This window comes from Bacillus sp. I-2 (assembly GCF_001974945.1).
Classification (GTDB): Bacteria; Bacillota; Bacilli; order Bacillales; family Bacillaceae; genus Bacillus; species Bacillus safensis.
Window position 1 is genome coordinate 78,484 of record NZ_LZRW01000047.1, and the last position, 25,085, is coordinate 103,568.

A 25,085-nucleotide genomic window follows, 5' to 3' on the forward strand; every position below is an offset into this window, starting at 1 on the left:
TGGCAATTTTCAGGATTGGGCGCCTGGCAAGCAGGCGGCCCATTTCTTACGCAAGACCTAGACGTTCGAAAATCATATCGACATTTTTCAAATGATAGTTGTAATCGAAGCAGTCAGCGATTTGTTCAGGTGTTAAACGTGACGTGATTTTTTCTTCTGCTTCTACTAATGAACGGAACGGCACTTGCTTCTCCCACGCTTCCATTGCCTTTGGCTGAACCGTGTCATATGCCTCTTCACGTGCCATGCCTGTATCGATTAATGCAAGAAGAACGCGCTGTGAGTAAATTAAGCCAAGTGTGCGGTCCATGTTGCGTTTCATGTTTTCAGGGAAAACCGTTAAGTTTTTCACGATGTTTGAGAAACGGTTGAGCATATAGTTCAGTGCAATCGTTGCATCTGGTAAAATGATGCGCTCAGCAGATGAATGAGAAATATCACGTTCATGCCAAAGCGGTACATTTTCATAAGCTGTCAGCATATATCCACGGATCACGCGGGCAATTCCCGTCATATTCTCAGAACCGATTGGGTTACGCTTATGCGGCATCGCTGATGATCCTTTTTGTCCTTTGGCAAAGAACTCTTCTACTTCACGTGTTTCACTCTTTTGAAGACCACGAATTTCAACAGCAAATTTCTCAATGCTCGTTGCGACTAAAGCTAGAGTAGCCATGTAATCTGCATGGCGGTCACGCTGCAAGGTTTGGGTTGAAATTGGTGCAGCTTTGATGCCAAGTTTCTCACATACATATTGCTCAACAAACGGGTCGATGTTCGCATATGTGCCAACAGCTCCAGAGATTTTGCCATATTCAATGCCAGCTTTTGCTTGTTTAAAACGTTCTAGGTTACGCTTCATTTCTTCGTACCAAAGAGCAAGCTTCAGGCCAAATGTTGTCGGTTCAGCGTGTACACCATGTGTACGACCCATCATGACGGTATATTTGTGCTCTTTTGCTTTTTCTTTTAGTATGTCAACAAATCTCTCAATGTCCTTGAGCAGGATATCGTTCGCCTGTTTTAATAGATATGAAAGCGCCGTATCCACTACGTCTGTCGATGTTAACCCGTAATGAACCCACTTTCTTTCTTCTCCTAGAGATTCAGAGACAGCACGCGTAAAGGCAACCACGTCGTGGCGCGTGTCTTGTTCAATCTCTAAAATACGTCCAATATCAAAGCTTGCATTTTTACGCATTGTCACAACGTCTTCTTTCGGAATGACGCCAAGCTCTGCCCAAGCTTCACAAGCGAGAATTTCTACTTCAAGCCATGCATTAAATTTGTTTTCCTCTGTCCAGATTGCTGACATTTCTGGTCGTGCGTAACGTTCGATCATTTCCCGTTTCCTCCATCTCTTTCAGTCCATATCTTTGTGATGTTTGTCATCCACTCATCATCGAGCTGTTTCATAAACGTCATATGCCCCATCTTGCGGCCTGCTTTCACTTCATGCTTTCCATACAGATAAAGCTTCGCTTCTTTGAGAAGCTCAGGATGCTCTTTTGGAATGTCCACTTCATCGCCTAATAAATTCACCATCATTCCCTCTGATAAAAGGGCTGTACCGCCAAGCGGCAAACCACATATAGCGCGGACGTGCTGTTCAAACTGACTTGTCTCACATAAATCCAGTGTATAATGACCAGAATTATGCGGGCGCGGTGCCAGTTCATTGACGAGCAGCTTTCCGTCATTTGTCAGGAACAGTTCTACAGCAAGAGTACCAACCAGCCCCAGCTTTTCAGCCAGTGTTGTTGCCAGTTCTTTCGCCTTCTCCTGAATGCGGTTCTCTACCCTTGCAGGCACAATGCTTTGGAACAAAATATTATGCTTATGAATGTTCTCAGCGACTGGGAATACTGCAATCTCTCCATGAACAGAACGTGTGACGATCACCGAGAGCTCCATTTGGAATGGAACCCAGCTTTCTAAAATACAAGTTCCATGTGTGAGCAGTGCAGCTGCTTCCTGAAGCTGTCCTTTTTCTTTCATGACGTACTGTCCTTTTCCGTCGTAGCCGCCTCTGCATGTTTTCAGCACGGCTGGCAAACCGAGCACGTCCACTGCGTCTTCCAGCTCTTTTTCATCATGAATAATGCGGTAAGGCGCTACTTCACAGCCTGCGTCTACAATTCCTTTTTTCTCGGTCTCACGATTTTGAGTTAAAAGGAGAAGGTCGCTTCCTTGTGGTAAATAGGCTTCTTCCTTCAGCTGATTCAGTGCATCATAATCAATATTTTCAAACTCATAAGTCACCACATCGCTGATTTTTGCCAGCTTTCGAATCGCTTCAAGATCACTATATGCGGCTGTGATTTCTTTATCGGCAACCTGTCCGCAAGGAGATTGTGCGACTGGGTCTAGAACTGCTGCCCGGAACCCCATTTGCTTTGCGCTGACAGCCATGTATCTGCCAAGCTGTCCGCCGCCAATGATCCCGATGGTTGCGTTTGGAAAAATGGTCTGCTTAGCCAAGCTGATCACTGCTTTCTAGTACAGTCTGTTTTGTCTGCTCTCTTCTTTCTTCAAGGCGAGCTGCGATTGTTTCATCAAATGCTGAAATCATTTGTGCGGCAAGAAGGCCTGCATTTGTTGCACCGGCTTTGCCAATGGCTACTGTAGCAACTGGTACACCGCCTGGCATTTGAACGATGGATAATAAGGAATCCAGCCCGTTTAGTGCCTTTGATTGCACAGGCACACCAATGACCGGCAGTGTCGTTTTTGCTGCGACCATCCCCGGTAAATGTGCTGCGCCTCCAGCACCGGCAATGATGACCTTTAGTCCTTTACCTCTTGCTTCAGTCGCATATTCAAACATCAAGTCAGGTGTCCGGTGTGCGGATACTACCTGTTTTTCATACGGAATGTTTAATTCCTCTAAGATGTCGCACGCATTTTTCATTGTTTCCCAATCAGATGTACTTCCCATGATGACACCTACAAGCGGCTTCATTTTGTCCCCACCTTTAAGCTGTTATTCGATTTTGTATCGTTTGACACGCTTCCCAAACCTAAGCAGCTTGTCAAACGCCGAACAAAAAGGCCCGGTCTGTATTGCAATGTTAGGAAGCAACACAAACCGGGCCATGGTAAGCGCTGTTCGCTTTTGAAACGCCATGTCAGTTTTGTTCACTATCCTGCATAGTCCAGTCATTTACGGTAACTGGGTAGAAACTTATGGGCCATATTCCCAAGATTATATGAGGCTCGTGTTTTGATTTCATGTTTATCTTAACAACGGATGTTCATGATGTCAACGGATTTATCGAACAATCTATGAAGTCGTCGTTTTAATGTTCGGATTTAGACTATTTTTCCTTCAAATACGATTTTTTTCCCAATCGGAATGATCTGAATCGACCCATTTTCCTTCTTTTCCTGAAAAATCGGTTCCTCCATTCGTCGGACAGGCGAGTAGCCTTCCGCTGCCATCTGGGACAACACTTGATCAATCGTCATGTTGTCTTCCACATAGAATTTTTTCTTCTTTGGTTTTGCGGTCATTCTTTAATTCTCCTTTTCTTCACAGCCTTCACCCAGAAGCCGCCGTGAATCGATTTGGGCTCATATGAAATGATAAACGCCTTTGAATCCAGCGTCTTAATCGTTTCATATAATTGCAGTTCATATTTTCTCGGTGTTAAAATTTGCAATGCTGTCCGGTCTCCTTCAAGACCGCCTGCTACCCAGCTGGTGACACCATATCCTTTTTCTCTCAATTGTCTTGGGAGATCGACATCCAATTCTTTTGTGATCACGTTAACAGTTGTGTAGCCAAGTGCCAGCTTCTCTTCAATTTTCATCCCGACAATGATCCCCATTCCATAACCTAGCGCATACGCAATGACATTCTGTATTTGATCTAAGTTATCTAGAACGATACTTAACCCAATGACATAAATGAGCATTTCGATCGTACCCGCAAAAGCAGCTGCGTACCGTCTGCCTTTCATTGTTAATATTAAACGCATGGTGGAAAAAGACACATAAACAATATTAATCACTAAAATGATTAAAACCATGGTGAACGCATTGTATAAAAGTTGTTGAAGCACGATTCGAACCCCCTGCACTAAAAAATCAAATAAAGCACCCCATATTCTACTAGAGAACATACCTTGATACAATCAAATTTACGCGATCAAAACACATATATCTTTCGACAACAAGGGTGGTCTTTGTTACCAAGAGTTTACCCGTTTTTTTCTCTTCTCAACATGAAAACCCCCTTTTTCAAAAAAGGAGGTTTTCAGTGTGTTTTATCCAAATCGAACAGGAACAAGTGATGGAATCAAATACTCCCCGACTATGCCCCAGAGTAGCGCAATGATGACAAGCTCAACCAATAAAAAGACCCAGCCAGCATACATCAAATCTCCACGTACGGCATCATGCTCCGATTGAATCGAGCGAAAGAGCACGACCGCAATCAACTGGAGGCCGACAAACATCATCACGGATATTATGACGGTCACATATGGAATATTCAGCATGGCAAATACAAGCCAAAGGATGGATAAAACCAACACCGGCACAAGCGCAGCACCAAACTTCATAATCACTTCTTTCAGTGATATGTTGCCTTTTAGCATGTACTTTCCGAGCAGCCAGACGGTAAGCATCATCAATGTCAACACAATGAGTGTAAAGACCGCTACCTTCAAAAAGGCGTCGCCAAAAGAATAATGAATGCCAAAGCCTAATAAACGGGTCTTTGACGCCTTTAATTGAACATAGTTGCCTAAAGCAAAAAACACGCTGAATAACACAATTGAGATCCAGGCGTACTTCATACGCAATGTTTCCGCATGATTAATGGCCCGGCTCGGTGATTTTAACATCGCCAGTCCATATGAACCATAACGCTTAAACGCGCCTCCTGCACCTTGCAGTATACGCTGGATAGCTGAACGCTCATCATCCGCTGATTTTGAGGTTCTTCCTCGTTTTGCAGCGCTGCGGCTGAGGCGGGATTGCCTTGTTTCTTGATCTATTGATGACTCTTCGTTTTTCTTTTCAGATGTCCCCTGATCTTGATCTTTCTCTAACATCTCATATCAACTCCTATCCAATCCTTACAGTGCTAAAAGTGCATGAACTGTTCGGATGACTCCTCTTAAAGTAGCGGAGTCTCTCTATTCAGTCAAGATTCCTTGACGTTCATACGAATAGACGGATAAAAGGCAGCAGAGGTTTTAAAATGGAGAGAAAATAAAACAAAACAAAAAAGCTGACGGCCTCCATCAGCTTTTTATCAATGTTGAAATTCATGGTCAACGATATTGACTCCGCTTTCCTTGCTGGACCCGGAGATTCTCCTGATGAGCGGGGAACCGAGTCTTTTTGGTCGTATCAACCTGTGTAATATGTCCATTATGAATGGTGATGACCACTGATCCATAGTCGATCCCTTTTAAGGCAGATAAAATATAATTCAGCTTTTGTTCATCCATCGCTCATCCCCCTATTTTTGTTTTCGCTCTTTTAAATAGAGAACCTCATTTTCCAGCTCATGAATCGTGTAATGCATGAGCGCTTCCTGTTTTTCTTCATGCCCCCATAAAAGGAGCTTTTGAATCAGCACCTGCTTTTTTCGTTCAATCACCTGTCGAAGCCAGCGTGACAAAAGACATCTCCTCCCCTTTTGAATGTCTGCAAGAAAAAAAGGCACCCTGAAACCTTCTATTAAAAAAGGAAATCAAAGCGCCTTTGGTGATCCAATCAGCGAATTATGTCTTTTTATCATAAACACATAATTCCTATAAGTCAACTATGTTTTGATTTTTTAACAAAAAAACAGCAGCCCCATGAGCTGCTGTTTCAGATGTTCAATTAATGATTTAAGAAAGCGAAATATAGAATAAAGATGACAAACAATCCGTACATGATTGGATGTACTTCTTTCGCTTTCCCTTTAAAGATCATCGTAATCGGGTAGAAAATAAAGCCAACCGCAATCCCTGTTGCAATACTGTATGTCAGTGGCATCATAATCATCGTTAAGAACGCTGGTACCGCAATTTCAAAGCGATCCCATGCAATCTTTGCAAGCGGAGCGACCATCAGTGCACCAACAATAATCAAAGCAGGTGCTGTCACATTAGGTGTAACAATGGATAAAAGCGGTGAGAAGAACATCGCCAGCAAGAAGAAAATGCCTGTGACGACAGCTGCAAAACCAGAACGCGCACCAGCAGCAACACCTGAGCTAGATTCAACATAAGATGTCGTTGTAGATGTACCAAGAATAGAACCTACAACAATAGAAGAAGAATCCGCCAGAAGCGCTCTTCCTGCACGAGGCAGCTCATTATTTTTCATTAAACCAGCCTGTGTTGCCACAGCTACAAGCGTACCAGCTGTATCAAAGAATCCAACGAAAAGGAACGTTAAAATCACAATAAGCATTTGAATCGAGAATATTTCTGGTAAGTGAATCAAGGCTTGACCAAAGGTTGGAGACAAGCTTGGAATACTTCCCACAATTTGAGACGGTACTGGTATAAGACCAAAAATCATCCCGGCAATAGCAGTCACAAGCATCCCAATGAAGACACCTGAATTCACACGAAGAACCATTAATATAACAGTCACTACGATACCAAACACCGTTAACAGAACCGGACCACTATGAATATTTCCAATCGAAACGAGTGTATTATCATTATTGGCGATAATGCCAGAGCCTTGAAGACCGACAAACGTAATGAACAAACCAATACCTGCACCAACTGCCAGCTTCAGCTCAGCTGGAATGGCATTGATGATTTTTTCACGGAAACCTGTTAAAGAAAGAGCAACGAAAATCAATCCTGAAACAAACACACCTGAAAGTGCTGCTTCCCATTTGATGCCCATGCCAAGCACAACCGAAAAGGCGAAGAACGCATTCAGACCCATACCGGGTGCTATCGCAATCGGATACCTGGCGATCAAACCCATCAGAATACACCCTGCAGCAGAAGCTAACGCAGTTGCTGTAAAGACTGCCCCCTGATCAATTCGTAATTTATCTGGAAAATCCGGCACAGACACTAATGCAAGTGTGATCGGATTAACAAACAGAATGTAAGCCATCGACAAAAATGTGGTTAAACCACCGATGATTTCTCTGCGGTAATTCGTTCCTAATTCATCAAATTGAAAAAACTGTTTCAAGCCAACTGACTCCCTTCATGTCCTTTTGCTTTAGTCTGTCCCATTCACAAGTCAAATAAAAAACGCCCCAACAGTTTTGGGACGCTTGACTACATATGTGAATTCAGACTGTGACATAAAACAAGAACAATGCATGATTTATATCAAACGAGTGTGAATTGACGTAGTCAAGCCATTTACGGTAGCTTGGTAGAAACTTGCGGGCCATATCCCCGCGATTATACGACTTCTATCTATTTGATTTCTGTGTCTATTGTACCAACTTCATTTTTAAAACACAATACGAAAAGCGAACATTTTTCAAAGAAATGTCCGCTTCATTCGTCTTATTACACGAATTTGGAAATTCACATCTAGTTCTTTATACACCCTTCCCCAAATCCTTCTCTTTTGCAAAAACCGCTTCGGCTACATGGAAAAACTCTTTCACTGCCGGAGAAGCTTGAGAGAGCGACGGACAGGCGAGCGCAACCTCACGATGATGAGAGACATTCAGCTGGCGAATATGCACAAGCTGCTGCGTTTTTAAAAATAACTCCGGACCTATTGTGACACCAAGTCCTTCCCCGACCATACGGGCAATGGTCGTACAATCATGTACTTCAAATAAAACAGCTGGCTTCATTTGAGCCTCCGAAAAAATATCCTCTACATGTGATTGATACATGCCAGTCGGCATAATAAATGGTTCACCCGCCAAATCTGTGATATCTACAATGGGCTGCTGCTCATATCGATGAAGTGGGTGATAGGCGACCACCATCTCATCTTTCATAAGCGGCAGTAAATCAAAGGCTTCATCCGCATGACCTTTCACAACAAATCCAACATCAATGATGCCAGAATCCAGCCACTCCAATATTTCTTCATACGTTCCCTCATAGAATTTAAATTCGATTTTTGGATGTTTTTTCTGATAGCTCACAAGCAGTTTAGGCAATAAACAAGCAGAGGCACTGGCAAATGTGCCGATACGAATCAAGCCCGTTTCAATATTTTTCGTTAACGCAATTTCTTGCTGGATTTTCTCCACTCTATTTAATACTTCTCTAATATGCGGGAGAAGCGTTTGACCAATGTCCGTCAGCATAATGCCCTTTTTTCGGTCACGAATGAATAAAGACACACCCCACTCTGACTCTAAATTTGCTACTGCATGACTGACAGCTGACTGTGTCATATTTAACGCTTCAGCTGCTGCTGTAAAACTGCCAAGCTCCACAACTTTTGCAATAATATCAAAGCGAACAAAGCTCATGAGTATTTACTCATCTCCTTCATGAAAAACATCAATTTTACTTATGTTAGCACGGAATTTAAACTAAAGACAACGTATCAACATGAAGGAAGGGTTCAAAAATGAAAAATACATCTCATCAGCTATTGATCATTCTTTTAGCTGTCGGTTCATTTGTCACAGGCACGTCAGAATTCGTCGTGTCAGGCATTCTAGATATCATTGCTGTCGATTTACACATCTCTATTCCTGTTGCCGGACAGCTCATCACCGTCTATTCTCTTTTTTATGCAGTAGGCGCTCTCTTTTTAGTCATGGCAACGTCGAAGCTGAACCGAAAAAAGGTTTTGTTATCAGCTATTTTTGTGTTTATTTTAGGCAATATGCTCGCCTTTTTCAGCCATCATTTTGTGCTGCTCCTGCTATCTCGTGTCATCATGGCCATGAGCGGCGGTTTATATATTGTCGTCGCCACGAATTATGCAGCGCAGATCGCCCCGCCAGAAAAAAAGGGAAGTGCAATGGCGACTGTCATCACTGGATTCACCGTTTCACTCGTACTTGGTGTGCCTATTGGAACATTTCTATCAGGTCACGTGGATTGGCACTATATTTTTCTCATCATTGCACTAGGTACTGCTTGTCTCTTCTTGCTTCTTTATCAATTGCTGCCACGCATAGAGGGACATTCACATCTGCCATTAAAGCAGCAATTACACATTATTCAAGACCGCAGGGTGATCAGCGGCTTAGCCACAACCGTCTTTTGGATCTTAGGCTACACGATGGTCTTTGCTTATATCTCTCCTTTATTGCGACAGACCGCCGGCTTTTCACTTGAAATGACAAGCATTGCCTTGCTCGTCTTAGGCATTTCTGCTTTTATTGGCTCACGCTTTGGCGGCTTCGCCGTCGATCAATGGGGACCAAACCGAACCATCTCGATCAGCATCATGATCCAGATGTTCGCTCTCTTTGCCTTATTCTTTACGCAATTCTCTACAATTAGCGTCTTGATCACACTCGCCATATGGAGCATTGCTACATGGACAACAACACCAGCGAAGCAATTTTATCTGATCTCCCTTAAACCCCAAGCATCAGAAACTGTGCTGAGCTTTAATACAGCGATTATGAACATCGGCATGATGCTTGGATCGTCTATGGGCGGTGTGATTATACAGTATACAAATGTAACGAATTTAAGTTGGATTGGTGGGATAGCTAGTTTTGCTGCGTTGATGTTGATCAGGTATTCGTTCAACCGTCATCGACTGGCGGAACAACAGACAAAAAGCGAACATGTATAATCATGTTCGCTCTCTTATTTATCGACTAGCTTTTGAAGTTTCTTTTTTGACTGGAATGGTTACCTTTATCGCTTTCTGTGGTGCCAACATGTTCAGTTCAGTCAAATCAAGATAAAGCCCATATTCTTTAAAAGAAAAATGGTTTAATGATAAAGTCTCTAAATTCTTATCATCAAATTCAAAGGTGGATTGCATGGAAGCTGTCTTTAAATTCGTCACCTTCGCATGGTTCCCCTTCAAGTAATATCCGCTTTCATAGTCTGCTTGTGGATCGGGCCATGATTTCATCTTTTCAACATCGCCTAATCCAATGAATTCACCTATATTCTCCATCACATCCTGATCTAATTCTTTTTGATCTACTCCAGTAAATTGATAATCAACAATCACAGAACGGTCTTTTTGCTCTATCTTATTGATTTTGATTCCGATGCCATGGTGTTTTGTTTTGAACTGAACAGGCAGCTTTGTCTTGAGAGGAATGATGTGGCTGTATTCTCGTTCGATATCCACAGATGTGTCAAATGTCAATTCGGTCGCCTTTGGATTGATCGGCTGATTCAAAATCGTCAAATGTTCTTTTCTATTTTTATCAGAAGTCAGGTGTTTTTTCCTTAAAACAGTTCCAATCTCAAGCTCATACTCATTTCCTAAATTATCTTTCATCCCATGTATACTAACTTTATCATCTTTGGCAAAACCATTGTAATCAATGGCATATTGAATAGCAGAGCCATTCACTCCATTTTCTACCTTTACATTTCTTATTTGATAACGTCCATTTAAAATAGACACGTCTTTTTGTCCCGCTAGTAAGGTGGTTTTTTGCTTGACCACAGGTAACTTGAAACGCCAATTCCCTGCAATATCCCCAATCTTCGAAATGACAAGTGGCACTTGCTGACCTTGTTTGATCGTTTGTCCATTTGTATAGACTTCCGTCTGCCCAACATAGCGGCCATCTTTTAATTTTTTCAACTCTGTTTTATCATAATTAAGTTGGAAGTTTCCATCGATTTTTTCTGCATTCACTCTGAACGAAACAGAATCTTCTTTTGTATGGAGATTCTCCACCGTGAACGTATAAACAAGCCGCCCGGCATCATAGTACACGCTGTTTACTTTCACAGTCACCCCTCTTGATTCAGCCCCTTCATTGACATGCTTCACCAAATCACTCTGAAAAAGAGCCATTCCTACTTTATCGTGAAACATCATATAAAACTGTCCAATAATCGGTACACGTGCCATCGCTGTATTAAGAGAAGGAAAAAGGAAACCTGATGAAAAATAAAGGACGATGAGAACAATGACAGAGTATATTGGCGTTCTCCAGTTCCATTTGAACCAATGTCTTTTCTGTTCCGCTTTTACATCACCAATGGCTTGACGAATGGCAGAGGTCACTTCAACTGTTGGTACACCAATATCATCATAGAGCTTTTTCATTTCTTTTGTTTCCATTGACACTCTCCTCCTTCTCCAATGTTTGCTTTAATAGCTTTCTTGCACGATACAAATGAGTTTTAACCGTTCCTTCAGGCACACCCATCTGCTCAGAAATCATCGAAATCGAATAATCTTGAAAATAAAATAGCTGAATCACGAGCTGATATTGCTCATCTAACACTTCAAGTGCATTTTTTAAATCGAGCTTGTCTTCTAAAAAATCATGTCGCTCAACGCTTTCGTGCTGCTGTTCAAACGGAACAACATCTTGCTGCTTTTTCTTCATCGCAAAAATCGTATGAATTAAAATCCGCGTCAGCCAGCTAGAAAAATAAGCCGGTTCTTTTAATCCAGATAGATGCTTAAACGCTTTAATGACCGTTTCTTGAACAGCATCTAACGAATCCTCTTTATTTCTTGTGTAGAGAAAAGCCGTTTTATATAAACGCTCCTGATTCATCAGCATTAATTTCTCAAATGCCGGGACATTCCCTTTTTGTGCTTTTTTAATTAGACGCACTTGCTTCATCTCACTCACACCTCCTACACCTGTTAGAGCAAGCTTTCTCTCAAACGGTTTCAACAAATGGAAATTTCTTTTCCTTAGCATATGTCGGACAAAAATAGAAAAAGTGAATAACGGGCCGCAAAGAACATGTCGAACATTTGATATAATGGAAGAAATATGTACAAAAAGGAGTAAGTCGATTGTTTCTATTTGAAGAACCCGCGTGTGCTAGCTGTCAAAAAAAGATAGAAGGAAACGAAGAAGTGTACGTCAAGCTGACCTACCCAAAGAGACGAGGGATGACAGAGGTGAAGGCTTGGCTGAGGAATGAAGGGGTTTTTTATTGTAAGGCATGTACAGAAAAAAAGACATCGCATGGAGGATAACCAAATGAACAAAATCAACTCTCCACAAACATTTCCAACAATACATACCGAAAGACTAATCTTAAAACAAGCAACGATCGAAGACGCTGAGGATATGCACATCTACTTATCCAATGAAACCGTGTGCCGCTACATGGGGATTGATGCTCATGAAACGATTGAAGACACAAAAGAAGAAATCAAGTGGTATCACGACATCTTCAAAGAACAAACAGGCATCCGCTGGGGCATTTCTCTAAAAGATGATCCTGCGATCATCGGCAGCTGTGGGTTTCTTAATTTGGAAAAACAGCACTGCCGCACGGAAATTGGCTATGAATTGCATCACGATCATTGGAGAAAAGGCATTATGAGCGAGGCGATTGCTGCGGTGTTACGATATGGGTTTCAGGAAATGAACCTGAATCGGATTGAAGCGATTATTGATCCAGCAAATACGTCCTCTATTCAATTATTGGAGAATGTTGATTTTGTTCGAGAGGGTTTATTAAGGGAGTATGATTTTGGTCAGAACGGGTTTGATGATGTGTTTATGTATTCGATTTTGAAGAGAGATTTCAAATAAACTGAATGATTTTTAAACAGAAGCGTTAAAGTGAATGAATTAAAATTGCACAATTACCCAGTAAGAAACCTCTAGTCAAGTTTATGACTAGAGGTTTCTTTGCATGGTAACCCTTCTAATTCACTTACAATTCCAGCAATATTCAACACCCTTTCTATAATTATTGTATCAGTAATAGTAAAAATTTTTGAACAAAATGCAGATCCACACTTAAGTAATTACACTATTTCACTTACTTTTCTTTTCTAGGTACAAGATTCAAATAAAAATAGCCTATTCTTTAATCTGTTTTAGTTAGAAGAATTCATATTCCAAAAAAAGAACTTTTGTCCATTTTCAATTTCACTGATTAATTTAGATTTTTCATTTTCAAAATCTATTTTTGTGACATTATTTTTATGTTTACTTGTTTCGCTTTCAATTTTGGAGAACGTTGGACATGTGGAATTGGAGTGAGGTTACAGCAAGTAATGAATAAACTTATTGTGTTATCAGGTCATAGCGGCAGTGGCAAAACATTCTTAATCAAAAAAATCATAGATAATTATTAAGTAAACGAGTCAAGAAGAAGAACTGGCATATTACAGTAGTACACGCATGGTAAATTTTAAATATATAAGGATATAATCCCTTAAATAACATTTACATCAAAATAAATATAGGTTAATATATTCTTGTATTTCAAAAAAAGGTAAGGGAGGTATATTCTGTATTAATTCTAAATACTGCATGTGAGAAGGAAGCTTGAATGAAAAAGTCAAAAGCCTTATTACTATTTGTTTCGTGCCTAGTGATTCTTGCAATTGTATTATGTTGGGGACTATCTGGCGATGTTTCTGAGGATAATAGTAAATCATACAAGACAGAGAAGGAAAAAGACCTGCTATGGGGATATAAAGTTATAGGTCATGAAAAACCTAATAATCATAAGAATTATGTCAAAATTGCTATCCTTGATAGCGGTATTAATAAGTCGCATAAAGAGTTTAAAGATTTAACTTTTTATGAGTACAATGCTATTAAACCAAAAAAATCTATCGAAGATGATTATGGTCATGGTACAGCAATTGCCGGAATAATCGCTGCAACTGGTGAAGAAATAAAAGGTATTTCACAGAATCCCATTATTTATGATGTCAAGGTACTAAATAAAAATGGCAAAGGAAAAGTTGAAGATGTTGTCAAAGGGATTAAATGGTGTATTGAGCAAAAGGTAGACATAATTAATATAAGTTTCGGATTTGGAAAAGACTACGATGAATTACGAAATGTTATAAAAATTGCTTTAGATAACAATATAACAATTACAGCTGCTTCTGGAAATACATTAGGTCTAACTGTTGAATACCCTGCGAAATATGATGGCGTCTTATCGATATCCTCACTTAACGAAAAACTAAAAATTGATCCAATTTCAGCAAAAGGAAAAATTGACTTTTCTGCGCCTGGAGTAAATATTAAAACAACTGATATACACGGAGGATATACAAAAGTTAAAGGTACATCCTTTGCAACTGCGTTTGCAACAGGTGCTATAGGCTGTTTGTATTCTAAAAAATACAAATCTAAAGAGAATGTTCATCAAACACTCAAGAAAAATACAGTTGATCTTGGAAAGCTAGGTTATGACAGAGAGTATGGCAATGGGATGATTATTTGTAACAAGGGAGAGAATTAGATTGAAGAAGGTTTTAATAAAAATTCTTGTGTTAACATTGTTTTTGTGTGGAGTTGTTCCTGAATTTGCAAGTGCAAAATCAGGCGAAATTGATTCTGATGCTTTAAGAATAGAAGAGAATGCTAGTAAAGAATATGAAGTGAATGTTGAAAAAGAATTGGGGATAGAGCTAGAACAAGATATGTTAATGGAAGTTAAGGAAAGCCCAGATGAAGTTAATGTATCTACTCAGCTTGAAGCTGAGAGTATGAATGTCCAAACTGACATGAAAATTAATCATGAGACAGGTGAAATCACAGTTGATGGTATTACAGAGTTAGAAAATGGGGAAAAAGAAACTAACAAATTCAACGTGTTAATTGAAGAGATTGAAGGAAATGATTTTACAGCAACCTTTGTGGATGATGAAACAGGAAAAGAGTATAAAGTTAGCACCATAGAAGCTCAGTCATCAATTGTTCCAGCAATAATAGTTGGAATTGTTTCTAGGTTTGGTATTCAATATGCTATTAAAAAATACGGAAAGAAGCTAATAATAAAAACTTTTAAAAAACAGGTAATTAAACAAGGTATAAAAAAAGTTTCTAAGTTTTCTGTTAGCAACAAACATCTTAGTAATGCAAAAGGTAGATACAGAAAATTTGATACCAAAAGCAAGAGCACAGTGAATAAATGGATAAAAGAAGCCTTACAATCTAAAAATGTTTCGTTTACTATAAACAATAATAAAAAACTATCCTTTGTCATCACTGCAAATCTGAAAAAGAAGATCGGAACAAAAGGTGAGACAAAAATAAAAATAGTTATAGGTTGGGATGGTAAAATATGGACAGCTTATCCAATCAAGTAGAATTTAATTATATGTTCACATCTGATGAGAAAGATATTCCAAAGAACATGAAGAAAGATCCGTCAACAGCTCTAAGAGTAGAGGGAGAGTTTAAAATAGTTATAAATGGCGAAGTATATTTTGAAGAAAATATCGCCTTATTAGAATTTTATGCATCTTTGCACGACTGGATTAAAAAGATAAAGAAAAAAAACAAAGTTACAGAGTATAGATATTACACAATGGAGTATGAGGAAGACGACCCCATTATTTCAGTAATACCATTTGATAATAAGGCTCGACTCACCACTATTTGGGAAACTCAACAGTTATATAATGTCTTCGATCTTAATTATATAATTGAACAAATGAAGGTATTACATGAAAGCCTTGGACGTGACATTGAACAACATTATAAAATTTCACTAAAAAACTTTATTGGAAATATCCCATTAAGAAAATATTGAATAGAGAAAAGAACTCCTGGTTAGGGGTTCTTTTCAATGTTTTAGTAGGATGTTTTTAGAGGAGGTGTATTTTTGATTTTATATTTCTTAGCTGGTTTTATAGGAATCATAATAGCCACAATTATGCTAGGTATTGAATCTATATTTGTAGGATTGATATGGCTAATAAATCAAAACAGAGAAGAATGCTCAAAAATAGCAATAAAAATGAAGAATGAAAGCTCATTGTAAAATTCGTCGTTACAAATATCTTTTATACCTATATCTCGAATTGCAAGCGGTCTTCCATCATTAATTACAAAAATCTTTATTTGATTTATTTTAGATAACTCATTAAAAGCATCATCTCTTGAACTGAAATATGATAAAAATATCTCTTCCTTATTACTATTATCTTAAAAAAAGATTGTTCTATTAATCTTACATGGTAAATATCCCAAACTGTATTTAAAATGCGCTCAACAGTTTTTTTAGAGTACCCTTTTATTTTCTTGCCATTAATCAAAGTGATAGCACCGATACCAATTGTTTAGTCGTATATTCTGGCGTCATCCATGGCACCTTTGTTGCGGATGTCTGGGAGAACCTTAAAATATTGTCAGATGTCTCACTCAAAGCCCAAGGTGGTAATTTCTTCGAGTAGAATTAAATCTTATTCTCGGACGATTTCTAGATTTTCTTCAGAAACTCCACCCAGTACACGGATACCAAGTCCTGAACCAGGACTAGAAGGTCCATTCTAAAATTGCAACACAGCACAAAAAGTCAAGTTTCCTAAAGAGCATTTCCGCTATACTAAACTCGTAAGGCAAGGAGGTGCTCGGTTGTCCTATCAAGAACATGAGAAAACGATTCAAGAAACATTGAATTATATTGAACAGCATCTGAAAGATGATTTACCGCTTCAAACTCTAGCGAAACACGCTGGTTATTCTAGGTTTCACTTTCACCGTATGTTCAAAAAAGTGATTAAGAAGTCAGTTGTTGACTATATACGGGAACGTCGAATGACTCAAGCGGCGAAGGATTTAATTCATACGGATCAGAGGGCGATTGATATCGCATTGCAGTATCGTTTTAGTTCACAGGAATCCTTCACTAGAGCCTTTAAGAAGATATATGACATGTCACCCGCACGTTATCGGAGATTACTAAGGAATGTCATTGATAAGGAGGAAACGAATATGGCTGCAAATAAGAACACACCTACTGGCTGGATTATGACGGGAGAAACACCATCTGATTATGAAACAGGTCTGGATGACAGAATTGTACACAGTGGTACTACCTCAGCTTACCTGAAATCAAAGGATGAAAAAGCACGAGGATTCGCGACCTTAATGCAGCAAATTAAGTCTGATCGTTACCGTGGAGAACGCCTTCAATTTTCTGCTTTTGTCAAAAGCGAAGATGTGAAAGGTTCAGCGGGTTTATGGATGAGAATTGACCATTCTTCAGGTGAAGTTCTTGCGTTTGACAACATGATGAACCGCCCCATTACAGGAACAAACGACTGGAATCATTTTAGTGTAGTATTGGATGTTCCAGTCAAAAGTGAAGTCATTGCGTTTGGCATATTACTACATGGTCAAGGTCACATTTGGATGGACGAACTTAGTTTTAAAATTGTAGATGAAAGTGTGCCAGTGACAGAACAAAATACCGTGGATCATTTAGAGGATGAACCAGTGAATTTAAATTTTGAAGGCTAGCAGACTCAATTTAAGAGGAGGTTCATTGCCATGAAAAAAATTAGTGCGATTTTATTGTTCGCTATGAATTCACTCACCTTTATTTGTGGCCTTGGAATTTTATTTGGTGACGAGGATTAAAGATAAGTACCCATAGAACAAAAAAAATCAATTAAAAAAGATATCCCTATCACTATCTCTTTTTTGTAGACTTGGTATAATAGAAAAAATCAGAAAAATGAGAATGCGATGATAAGGAATAGTACTTGCCAAAATGTTTTCAGAAAGTTGCTGGTTGATGAGAAGCAATAACAAAAAAGCACGGAACTCACCTTAGAGTAGCCTTAGTGAAATGAAAAGGATCGATGTAGTTAAGGTCGGCACCCCACCGTTATATGGGAAGGATATAAGATCAAACAATCTGTATCCGAATAAGGGCATGATAATGTTTGTTTATCATGAAACAGGGGTGGTACCGCGTAAGAAGAAGTCTTTCGTCTCCAAAGTAAATATTGGGGATGAAAGGCTTTTTTTATATTCTATTTTCTAGGAGGAATCGATGATGTTTAACCACAAAAAATACGAAAAGAAATACTTTTTGCCACCGAACCTTACGTATGATTGGGTGAAGAAAGAAACATTAGAAAGTGCTCCGATATGGTGCAGTGTGGACTTGCGGGATGGTAATCAAGCATTACCTATTCCTATGAACTTAGAAGAAAAATTGGAAATGTTTCAGTTACTAGTAGAGATAGGTTTTAAAGAAATTGAGATCGCATTTCCAGCTGCTTCTGATACGGAGTTTAGGCTATTACGGACACTGATTGATCATCATATGATTCCAGACGATGTCACGATTATGGTGATCACACAAGCGAGAGAGCATATTATCCGCCGAACCTTCGAAGCCATTAAGGGAGTACCGAAAGCGATTGTTCATTTATATAATTCGACTTCAGAAGCGCAGCGCAGACAGGTATTTAAGAAAACAAAAGATGAAATTAAACAAATTGCCATTGATGGAGCTATTTTAGTAAAAGAACTTGCCGAAAAAACAAATAGTGATATTTATTTTCAATATAGTCCAGAAAGCTTTCCAGGAACAGAAGTTGATTATGCGTTAGATATTTGTAATAGTGTTTTAGATATTTGGAAACCGACACCAACTCATAAAGCAATCATCAATATTCCGACAACAGTTGAATATTCAATGCCTCATATCTTTGCAAGTCAGATTGAGTATATTCACAAAAATCTGTCTTACCGAGACAGTGTGACATTATCTATTCATCCTCATAATGACCGAGGTTCTGGGGTGAGTGATGCAGAATTTGGTGTTCTAGCTGGCGCAGAAAGAGTCGAAGGTACATTATTTGGTATCGGTGAACGTACAGGGAATGTAGACTTAATTACCTTGGCGATGAATATGTATTCACAAGGTTATGATCCAAAATTGAATTTCAATAACCTAGAAGCGATTCGTAAAAAATATGAAAAACTAACAAAAATCACTGTTCCCGAGAGGCAGCCCTATTCTGGGGAGATGGTTTTCACCGCATTCTCTGGTTCACATCAAGATGCGATATCTAAGGGTTTGAAATATAGAAAGGAAAATCATGTTGATAAATGGGACGTTCCGTATATCCCAGTAGATCCAGTTGACTTGGGGAGGAATTATCAAACGGATGTGATTCGAATCAATAGCCAGTCTGGAAAAGGCGGCATAGGCTATATACTCGAAACAAATTATGGCATTCAACTTCCTTATCAAATGAATGAAGCCATGGGATATGAAGCGAAGAAAGTATCTGATCAGGCAAGTAAGGAATTGTGTGTCGAAGAAATATATCATGTTTTTAAAGAACAGTATGTTGATTATCACCCTCATTTCCAGCTGCTTGATTATCAATTTCATAAAGGAGAAAAGCAGGAAGTTACCTTAACTTTGCTGAGAGATGATCAACAAATTGAAATACAAGGAACTGGCACTGGAAGTTTAGATGCAATCAGTAATGCGTTAAAAGCATATTTTCATCTCGAATATGTTTTGGAAGTCTATGAACAGAATTCTTTGGGCAAAGATTCCCAAGCACAAGCCTGTGCACAGATTGGCATTTCATATCAAGGAAAAATGCATTGGGGTGCTGGAATTGATAAAGATATTATAGAAGCAACAGTGAAGGCCCTGGTGGTTGCAGTAAATAAACTAGAGGTTTGGATGTAGATGGAAAAAGATAAACTTGAAAAACATGAAGTGATGCAATATTTAAGAGAATATAACGAGCAAGAAATCTTTTATCAACAATACCAACAGAAAAAGCATGACAATCAATCATTGCAATTATTTTTGAAGGATTATGATAAACACAATTTAATGCATAAGCAAATATATATAGAAGAATTTTTGCAAAAAGGGCAGAACGAATTTGAAAAAGAGGATACCATGTGGTTAGGTCAGGAGAAAGATATCGAAGTGAGAAAGTATAGCCGTTTTATGCCTCAATTGCCGGCAATCCATGATTTCTTTGAGATGATCTATGTTCTGGAAAATGAGATGTGTTTAGAAGTGGAAGACAAAAAAATGACTTTAAAATCAGGAGATATTGCCTTTATTCCACCTGACACCATACACAAGCCAATTGTAATGGAGAATACAATCGCCATGCAAATCATGATCCGTAAAAGTACTTTTCAAAAAGTGTTTTTTAAAATGTTAAAAGGCAACAATGTCATTTCAGAGTTCTTTTTAAATGCATTGTATATAAAAGAAAATAAAAATATTCTTATTTTCCATAGTCACTTGGATAAACATTTGCTAGACTGCTCTCTTCAACTATTTACAGAAAATTATAATCGGTTCCCTAGTTACCAGTTGATTATGAATAATTTGTTTGAGATATTATTATGTCTCTTATTAAGATTCAAACCAAGTCATATGAACGTAAATCAGGTCAAACAATATAGTGATATACGTATTATTGAAATGCTCCAGTATATTCAGCAATGTTGTGAGCATATCACCATCCAGGAGATGGCAGTGGAATTTAACCTTTCACAATCTTATCTGTCAAAATATATAGCTCGTAAGCTTGGCAAATCATTTAGTGAGATTCGACAAGAAATAAGATTGGAAAAAGCCTGCGAAATGCTCACTGGCAGCAATTCACAAGTAGATCATATTGCGGCAGCCGTTGGTTATCAAAATGTAGAGCATTTCATTCGTTTATTTAAGAAAAATTATCACCTAACACCACATCAATATCGTTTAAAAAATAGATAATAAAGAGGAGAAATGATAATGTCCATCAAACAAGTAAAAGATTATTTTAAACAATATGATATGCATACTCGAATTCAAGAGTTTTCAGTATCTAGTGCCACCGTAGACTTGGCTGCTTCTGCATTGGGCTGCGAACCTGAAAGAATCGCAAAAACACTCTCCTTTCTAGTAAATGGACAAGCTATTTTAGTTGTGACCTCTGGCGATGCAAAAGTTGATAACAAAAAATTCAAGGAATATTTTAAAACAAAAGCTAAAATGCTTTCTCCTCATGAGGTTGTTGACTTGGTCGGTCATGAAATTGGCGGAGTATGTCCTTTTGCTATAAAGAATGGCGTTTCTGTTTATTTAGATATTTCACTCAAACGTTTTGAGACAGTCTATCCAGCCTGCGGGAGCAGTAACAGTGCTATTGAACTCACAATAAAACAATTAGAAAAATACTCCGGTTATTCACAATGGATTGATGTGTGTAAGGGATGGAATGATGAATGAACACATGATGACGGAAGGAAAAAGTGCAGTTAAAAATAAAAAAGAGCTAGAAACCCTTGATACACAAAGGCTTTTAGCTCTTTTACAATTATTCCCACTCAATCGTAGCAGGCGGCTTACTCGTAATATCATACACCACGCGGTTAATATGCTTCACTTCATTGACGATACGAGTTGAGATCTTTTCTAGCACGTCCCAAGGGATTCTTGCCCAGTCACTCGTCATACCATCAATAGATGTAACAGCACGGATGCCGATTGTGTAGTCGTATGTTCTTGCGTCACCCATAACACCTACGCTGCGGATGTCTGGGAGAACCGTGAAGTATTGCCAGATGTCGCGCTCAAGGCCGAAGTTGGCAATTTCTTCGCGTAGAATTGCATCCGATTCACGGACGATTTCTAGTTTTTCTTCAGAAATTTCACCTAGTACACGGATACCTAGTCCTGGACCTGGGAATGGCTGTCTCCAGACAATGTCATCAGGAATGCCAAGCTCTGAACCTAGGGCACGGACTTCATCCTTGAATAGCGTATTGAGTGGCTCAATCAATTCGAACTGCATGTCTTCTGGAAGACCGCCTACGTTGTGGTGAGATTTGATTGTTTGTGCCGTTGCTGTTCCGCTCTCAATGATGTCTGTGTAAAGTGTTCCTTGTGCTAAGTAGTCGATTCCTTTTAGCTTGTCCGCTTCGTCATCGAATACATAGATGAATTCGTTACCGATGATTTTACGTTTTTGCTCAGGATCAGACACACCTTTTAGCTTGTTTAAGAAACGATCTTTCGCATCTACTTTAATCACGTTCATGTTGAAACCTTCGCTAAATGTTTTCATAACCCCTTCTGCTTCGCCTTTGCGAAGAAGACCATGGTCAACGAAAATACATGTCAGCTGATCGCCGATGGCTTTGTGGATCAATACCGCCACAACAGATGAATCCACACCGCCGCTTAATGCGCACAATACTTGCTTGTCGCCTACTGTTTCACGGATTTTCTGCATTTCGATTTCAATGAAGTTCTCCATTGACCATTTGCCATCACAATCACACACGCCGAAGACAAAGTTTTTCAATAGGTCATTTCCGTACTCAGAGTGACGAACCTCTGGGTGGAACTGAACGCCATAGAAATTTTTCTCAGCTAAGCTCATGGCTGAGTTTGGACAATGTGCACTTGTTGCATCGACTGTAAAGCCTTCTGGTACTTCCACAACGAGGTCACCATGGCTCATCCAAACGACTTGATCAGTTGGAAGGTCTTTGAATAAAGCAGGTGTTCCGTTAATATGGATATCTGCTTTTCCATATTCACGCTGGCTGGCCGCTTCTACTTTCCCGCCTAAATAGTGAGTCATGAGCTGCATGCCGTAGCAAATGCCTAGAACCGGAATGTCTAGATCAAAAATCTTTTCATCACAGCGGAAAGATCCTTCATCATAAACACTGTTTGGTCCACCAGAAAGGATGATTCCTTTAGGTGCCATTTCTTTAATTTCTTCAGCAGTTAAAGTGTGCGGATGAAGCTCACTGTACACACCAAATTCACGAATACGGCGTGTGATCAGCTGATTGTACTGACTGCCGAAATCGAGAACCAAAATCATTTCATTTACTAAATTTGTCATGGTGTCACCTCTATGTCCAATATAGTTTTTTATAAACGCACAGAAAAAATGAGAGGAGAAAACCTGCTCTCAGTGTGAATCACGCTTTTGAAGCGCCCAGACTCACATCCGAACGCTTCAATTTCATGTATTTTAGAAGGTTTTAATATTCACCTATTCTAACAACAGGAAGGTACGCGGTCAAGACTATCTCCTGTTTATTAAATTTTCCCATAACTTTGCCGATTGCTGCCAAAGCGCCGAGGCATCCTCTCGCCGGTAGAGCGCACGTTCATAAAGCTGCGTCAGCTCTGACATATGATGATCTCCATCCTTCTCATCAACCAGCGAAGCGAATTCTCTTAGCGTCCTACCTGGCTTTTTCTCGATTCCTCTGCGCCCTAGCTGCTTTAATAGAGCCGCATATGCATAGAAGAATGCTTCATCCTTTGGCAGACGTTTCACCTTTTTTACAATAAAGAATGGCAGCCATCTTGTTCTGAATCGATAAAGCATCCAGCTGATGAATCCAAGCAGGACAATAGCTCCTGCCGCATAACCTATAACCCAACCAACATGCACCATATTTGGCTTTGCCTGCGCTGTTTGTTCCTTTGGTTGTGCCGGCTGCTCTCTCTCCTGCTGCTGCGGCTGGTCTTGCTGCTTTTCTTCACTTGCATCAGAACTAGACTGATCTTCTTCTTCCTTTTGATCATCCGTTTGATCGCTTGAAACAGCTTCATTCGTAAATGTCTCTGGGTTTGTAAATCCTTTTGTCGGTTCAAAGGTGACCCAGCCTCTGTTTGGAAAATAAACCTCTACCCATGAATGCGCATTGTTATTGGTCACTTCATACACATTGTTTCCATCCATTTGTGTTTCATATAACTGACCAGACGTATACCCTTTCACCCATCTCGCCGGAATTCCGATCGAACGAAGCATCACAATCATAGAGGTTGAAAAGTTATCACAGTAGCCAATCATCGTATCAAATAAAAATTGATCCACATAATCTTCATTACGACCAGGCACAGCGACATTCTGCGTTTCATATGAAAACTTCGCAGATCCTAAATAATCTTCGATTGCTTTCGCTTTATCATACATATTGTCCTTCGTTTCCGTTAAGCTGTTTGCCAAAGTTTTCACACGCTCTGGAAGTGACGATGGAAGCTGCAAGTATTCACGGCCAACCTGCTGATTCACCTGCTTCTTTGTCGGTACTTTAATCCTTTGCAAATCCTCCAGGATAAATGTAGGAGATAAAAAGCTGACTTGATAGTTCCCTAAATTTTTAGGCGGGTTTTGCATAGACGGGACAATTTTCTCCGTTTTGCCCATGATTTGCAGCGGAATGTTTTCCATTGGCGTCAGCATGATCGTTCCAATAGGATACACAGCATGATTAAATCGATAATCCGATTCTATATCAATTCTTGTTTCATGCTCCTCTGTTTTCACTCGCTCAGTAAACCACCGATTCGGCACAGTGTCGTCCTTTAGCCGAGTAGGCTTCGTATCATTTGAAGCATCCTCCCAGCCCTTTCCTGTGTAAATACTTTTTGTCTCTACACGAAAGTAAGACGGCTCCTTTCCGCTCCATTTAAAGACAGGTGTGCGGTCCTCACTAAACGGTCCGCCAAGCGCCGAATCATCTGCACTATATCCCACTTTATTCTGCCCAGCTGCCCCATCTTGATTCGTGACCGCCTTAAAAAACGGGACAGGATCGGGCCATTTTGGATCTGACTTCGGCAAAGAAGCGCCGAGTGTCGCTGATAGGAGGACAAGCGCCAGCATGGGCAAAAACCACTTTAGACGCGCTTTCTGTGACACCCGAACGCCCTCAGCTGAACGCAGTCGATCGAAATACAGCAATCCAAGCAAACAAAAGCCAAATACCATAATACGAATGATCGCAAAGGTCGCATCATATGGCGTAAACGTATCAAGAATCGTGACATACACAATCGTCATCAGTAAAAAGAAAAAGATACGCTGCTGATAGACCACCCAATAATGAAGCAAGTAGACAAGCAGCCACAGCAAAATATAAAACAACAATGTGCGGAAAGACGGATACATGTCACTCCACATGCCCATGCTCATTAACGTGATATTATCCTTGATATCAGCAAACAAAGCAGCCGGATAGCCTGGCGCTGATTGATAAAAGATCAAATATAAGGCGAGCAAAATCAGTCCAGCACAAATAGGAAACGTCACATACCACTTTAGACGAAAGAACGTAAACAAACACGTAAGCCCGATAAAAATGATGAAATAAGACGTATGGCTCGTCTCTGTAAAATCTTGAAGTGGACGAAGCCACTCCCATAGCAGCAGAAAAGCTACAGCATAATAGATGAACAATTCAAAACGGCTTTGCCGCAGATGCGTATGCAGCATAA

General features: G+C 39.6%; 24 protein-coding genes, 1 pseudogene, 2 riboswitches and 1 other annotated feature. Of the genes and pseudogenes, 10 read left to right on the top strand and 15 right to left on the bottom strand.

Annotated features, from left to right (window positions below):
* Nucleotides 1–46: 46 nt before the first annotated feature.
* The 10 genes from purB to BAE31_RS19085 all read right to left on the bottom strand — a co-directional run bounded on the left by purB (nucleotide 47) and on the right by BAE31_RS19085 (nucleotide 8,425).
* Nucleotides 47–1,342, bottom strand: coding sequence for an adenylosuccinate lyase (purB, locus tag BAE31_RS19045; RefSeq protein WP_008355754.1), 1,296 nt, complete (start codon nucleotides 1,340–1,342; stop codon nucleotides 47–49).
* Nucleotides 1,339–2,481 carry a 5-(carboxyamino)imidazole ribonucleotide synthase gene (purK, locus tag BAE31_RS19050; protein ID WP_076841130.1) on the bottom strand — a complete coding sequence of 381 codons (1,143 nt, stop codon included), beginning with the start codon at nucleotides 2,479–2,481 and terminating at the stop codon, nucleotides 1,339–1,341. The genes purB and purK overlap by 4 nt, the downstream gene beginning before the upstream one ends.
* Nucleotides 2,474–2,962: a 5-(carboxyamino)imidazole ribonucleotide mutase gene (gene purE / locus BAE31_RS19055; RefSeq protein ID WP_039183007.1), complete on the bottom strand. Its 489-nt coding sequence runs from the start codon at nucleotides 2,960–2,962 to the stop codon at nucleotides 2,474–2,476. The genes purK and purE overlap by 8 nt, the downstream gene beginning before the upstream one ends.
* 169 nt (nucleotides 2,963–3,131) lie before the next feature.
* A riboswitch (purine riboswitch) is annotated at nucleotides 3,132–3,233 on the bottom strand.
* A gap of 79 nt (nucleotides 3,234–3,312) precedes the next feature.
* Nucleotides 3,313–3,513 carry an NETI motif-containing protein gene (locus BAE31_RS19060; RefSeq protein WP_012009137.1) on the bottom strand — a complete coding sequence of 67 codons (201 nt, stop codon included), beginning with the start codon at nucleotides 3,511–3,513 and terminating at the stop codon, nucleotides 3,313–3,315.
* Nucleotides 3,510–4,031, bottom strand: a complete 522-nt coding sequence (locus BAE31_RS19065) for a DUF2179 domain-containing protein (protein WP_044335251.1) — start codon at nucleotides 4,029–4,031, stop codon at nucleotides 3,510–3,512. Before BAE31_RS19065 ends, BAE31_RS19060 begins: the two co-directional genes overlap by 4 nt.
* Before the next feature lie 237 nt (nucleotides 4,032–4,268).
* Entirely contained in the window at nucleotides 4,269–5,060 is a 792-nt protein-coding gene (locus BAE31_RS19070) for a hypothetical protein (protein ID WP_076841131.1), read from the bottom strand.
* Nucleotides 5,061–5,282: 222 nt separating this feature from the next.
* Nucleotides 5,283–5,462: a YezD family protein gene (locus BAE31_RS19075; protein WP_024424503.1), complete on the bottom strand. Its 180-nt coding sequence runs from the start codon at nucleotides 5,460–5,462 to the stop codon at nucleotides 5,283–5,285.
* Between the two features lie 11 nt (nucleotides 5,463–5,473).
* The gene (locus BAE31_RS19795; protein ID WP_166644707.1) at nucleotides 5,474–5,635 is read right to left on the bottom strand and encodes a hypothetical protein; all 162 of its coding nucleotides are present in this window, start codon (nucleotides 5,633–5,635) and stop codon (nucleotides 5,474–5,476) included.
* Between the two features lie 206 nt (nucleotides 5,636–5,841).
* Nucleotides 5,842–7,167, bottom strand: a complete 1,326-nt coding sequence (locus tag BAE31_RS19080) for an NCS2 family permease (RefSeq protein ID WP_056767517.1) — start codon at nucleotides 7,165–7,167, stop codon at nucleotides 5,842–5,844.
* Between the two features lie 144 nt (nucleotides 7,168–7,311).
* Nucleotides 7,312–7,413: riboswitch (purine riboswitch) on the bottom strand.
* A 115-nt stretch (nucleotides 7,414–7,528) separates the two neighbouring features.
* On the bottom strand, nucleotides 7,529–8,425 hold the full coding sequence (locus BAE31_RS19085) for a LysR family transcriptional regulator (protein ID WP_076841132.1): 897 nt from the start codon (nucleotides 8,423–8,425) through the stop codon (nucleotides 7,529–7,531).
* Nucleotides 8,426–8,526: 101 nt separating this feature from the next.
* Between BAE31_RS19085 and BAE31_RS19090 the strand changes: the two genes are divergently transcribed.
* Nucleotides 8,527–9,714, top strand: coding sequence for an MFS transporter (locus tag BAE31_RS19090; RefSeq protein ID WP_076841133.1), 1,188 nt, complete (start codon nucleotides 8,527–8,529; stop codon nucleotides 9,712–9,714).
* Nucleotides 9,715–9,732: 18 nt separating this feature from the next.
* On the opposite strand, the gene BAE31_RS19095 is transcribed toward BAE31_RS19090, so the two are convergent.
* On the bottom strand, nucleotides 9,733–11,178 hold the full coding sequence (locus tag BAE31_RS19095; RefSeq protein ID WP_076841134.1) for a DUF4179 domain-containing protein: 1,446 nt from the start codon (nucleotides 11,176–11,178) through the stop codon (nucleotides 9,733–9,735).
* Nucleotides 11,147–11,692 carry a sigma-70 family RNA polymerase sigma factor gene (locus tag BAE31_RS19100; RefSeq protein WP_024426708.1) on the bottom strand — a complete coding sequence of 182 codons (546 nt, stop codon included), beginning with the start codon at nucleotides 11,690–11,692 and terminating at the stop codon, nucleotides 11,147–11,149. Before BAE31_RS19100 ends, BAE31_RS19095 begins: the two co-directional genes overlap by 32 nt.
* Before the next feature lie 179 nt (nucleotides 11,693–11,871).
* Between BAE31_RS19100 and BAE31_RS19975 the strand changes: the two genes are divergently transcribed.
* The 5 genes from BAE31_RS19975 (at nucleotide 11,872) to BAE31_RS19125 (ending at nucleotide 15,596) form a co-directional block, all read left to right on the top strand.
* On the top strand, nucleotides 11,872–12,057 hold the full coding sequence (locus BAE31_RS19975; RefSeq protein WP_041108705.1) for a hypothetical protein: 186 nt from the start codon (nucleotides 11,872–11,874) through the stop codon (nucleotides 12,055–12,057).
* A gap of 4 nt (nucleotides 12,058–12,061) precedes the next feature.
* Entirely contained in the window at nucleotides 12,062–12,622 is a 561-nt protein-coding gene (locus BAE31_RS19110) for a GNAT family N-acetyltransferase (protein WP_041108707.1), read from the top strand.
* 748 nt (nucleotides 12,623–13,370) lie between these two features.
* A complete protein-coding gene (locus tag BAE31_RS19115) occupies nucleotides 13,371–14,300 on the top strand; it encodes a S8 family peptidase (protein WP_041108709.1) in 930 nt (309 codons plus the stop codon).
* Between the two features lies 1 nt (nucleotide 14,301).
* Nucleotides 14,302–15,150, top strand: a complete 849-nt coding sequence (locus BAE31_RS19120) for an SAR2788 family putative toxin (RefSeq protein WP_041108711.1) — start codon at nucleotides 14,302–14,304, stop codon at nucleotides 15,148–15,150.
* Complete coding sequence (locus BAE31_RS19125) at nucleotides 15,126–15,596, top strand: DUF7878 domain-containing protein (RefSeq protein ID WP_041108713.1); 471 nt, start codon at nucleotides 15,126–15,128, stop codon at nucleotides 15,594–15,596. The genes BAE31_RS19120 and BAE31_RS19125 overlap by 25 nt, the downstream gene beginning before the upstream one ends.
* A gap of 532 nt (nucleotides 15,597–16,128) precedes the next feature.
* On the opposite strand, the pseudogene BAE31_RS19980 reads toward BAE31_RS19125, so the two are convergent.
* A pseudogene (locus tag BAE31_RS19980) lies at nucleotides 16,129–16,320 on the bottom strand (glutamine-hydrolyzing GMP synthase); the annotation flags it as partial.
* 100 nt (nucleotides 16,321–16,420) lie between these two features.
* On the opposite strand from BAE31_RS19980, the gene BAE31_RS19130 reads away from it, so the two are divergent.
* From BAE31_RS19130 to BAE31_RS19145, 4 genes are all read left to right on the top strand, one after another.
* Complete coding sequence (locus BAE31_RS19130) at nucleotides 16,421–17,308, top strand: helix-turn-helix domain-containing protein (protein WP_076841135.1); 888 nt, start codon at nucleotides 16,421–16,423, stop codon at nucleotides 17,306–17,308.
* A gap of 219 nt (nucleotides 17,309–17,527) precedes the next feature.
* Nucleotides 17,528–17,792: a binding site (T-box leader), on the top strand.
* Between the two features lie 57 nt (nucleotides 17,793–17,849).
* Nucleotides 17,850–19,511 (top strand): 2-isopropylmalate synthase, encoded by a 1,662-nt coding sequence (locus BAE31_RS19135; protein WP_041108717.1) that lies wholly within the window; start codon nucleotides 17,850–17,852, stop codon nucleotides 19,509–19,511.
* Nucleotides 19,512–20,567, top strand: coding sequence for a helix-turn-helix domain-containing protein (locus BAE31_RS19140; RefSeq protein ID WP_076841136.1), 1,056 nt, complete (start codon nucleotides 19,512–19,514; stop codon nucleotides 20,565–20,567).
* Nucleotides 20,568–20,585: 18 nt separating this feature from the next.
* Complete coding sequence (locus BAE31_RS19145) at nucleotides 20,586–21,062, top strand: YbaK/EbsC family protein (RefSeq protein WP_076841137.1); 477 nt, start codon at nucleotides 20,586–20,588, stop codon at nucleotides 21,060–21,062.
* Between the two features lie 88 nt (nucleotides 21,063–21,150).
* Here the strand turns inward: BAE31_RS19145 and guaA are convergent, their stop codons facing one another.
* Complete coding sequence (gene guaA / locus BAE31_RS19155) at nucleotides 21,151–22,692, bottom strand: glutamine-hydrolyzing GMP synthase (protein ID WP_024424487.1); 1,542 nt, start codon at nucleotides 22,690–22,692, stop codon at nucleotides 21,151–21,153.
* 186 nt (nucleotides 22,693–22,878) lie between these two features.
* Nucleotides 22,879–25,083, bottom strand: a complete 2,205-nt coding sequence (locus tag BAE31_RS19160) for a transglutaminase TgpA family protein (RefSeq protein WP_076841139.1) — start codon at nucleotides 25,081–25,083, stop codon at nucleotides 22,879–22,881.
* Nucleotides 25,084–25,085: the final 2 nt, after the last annotated feature.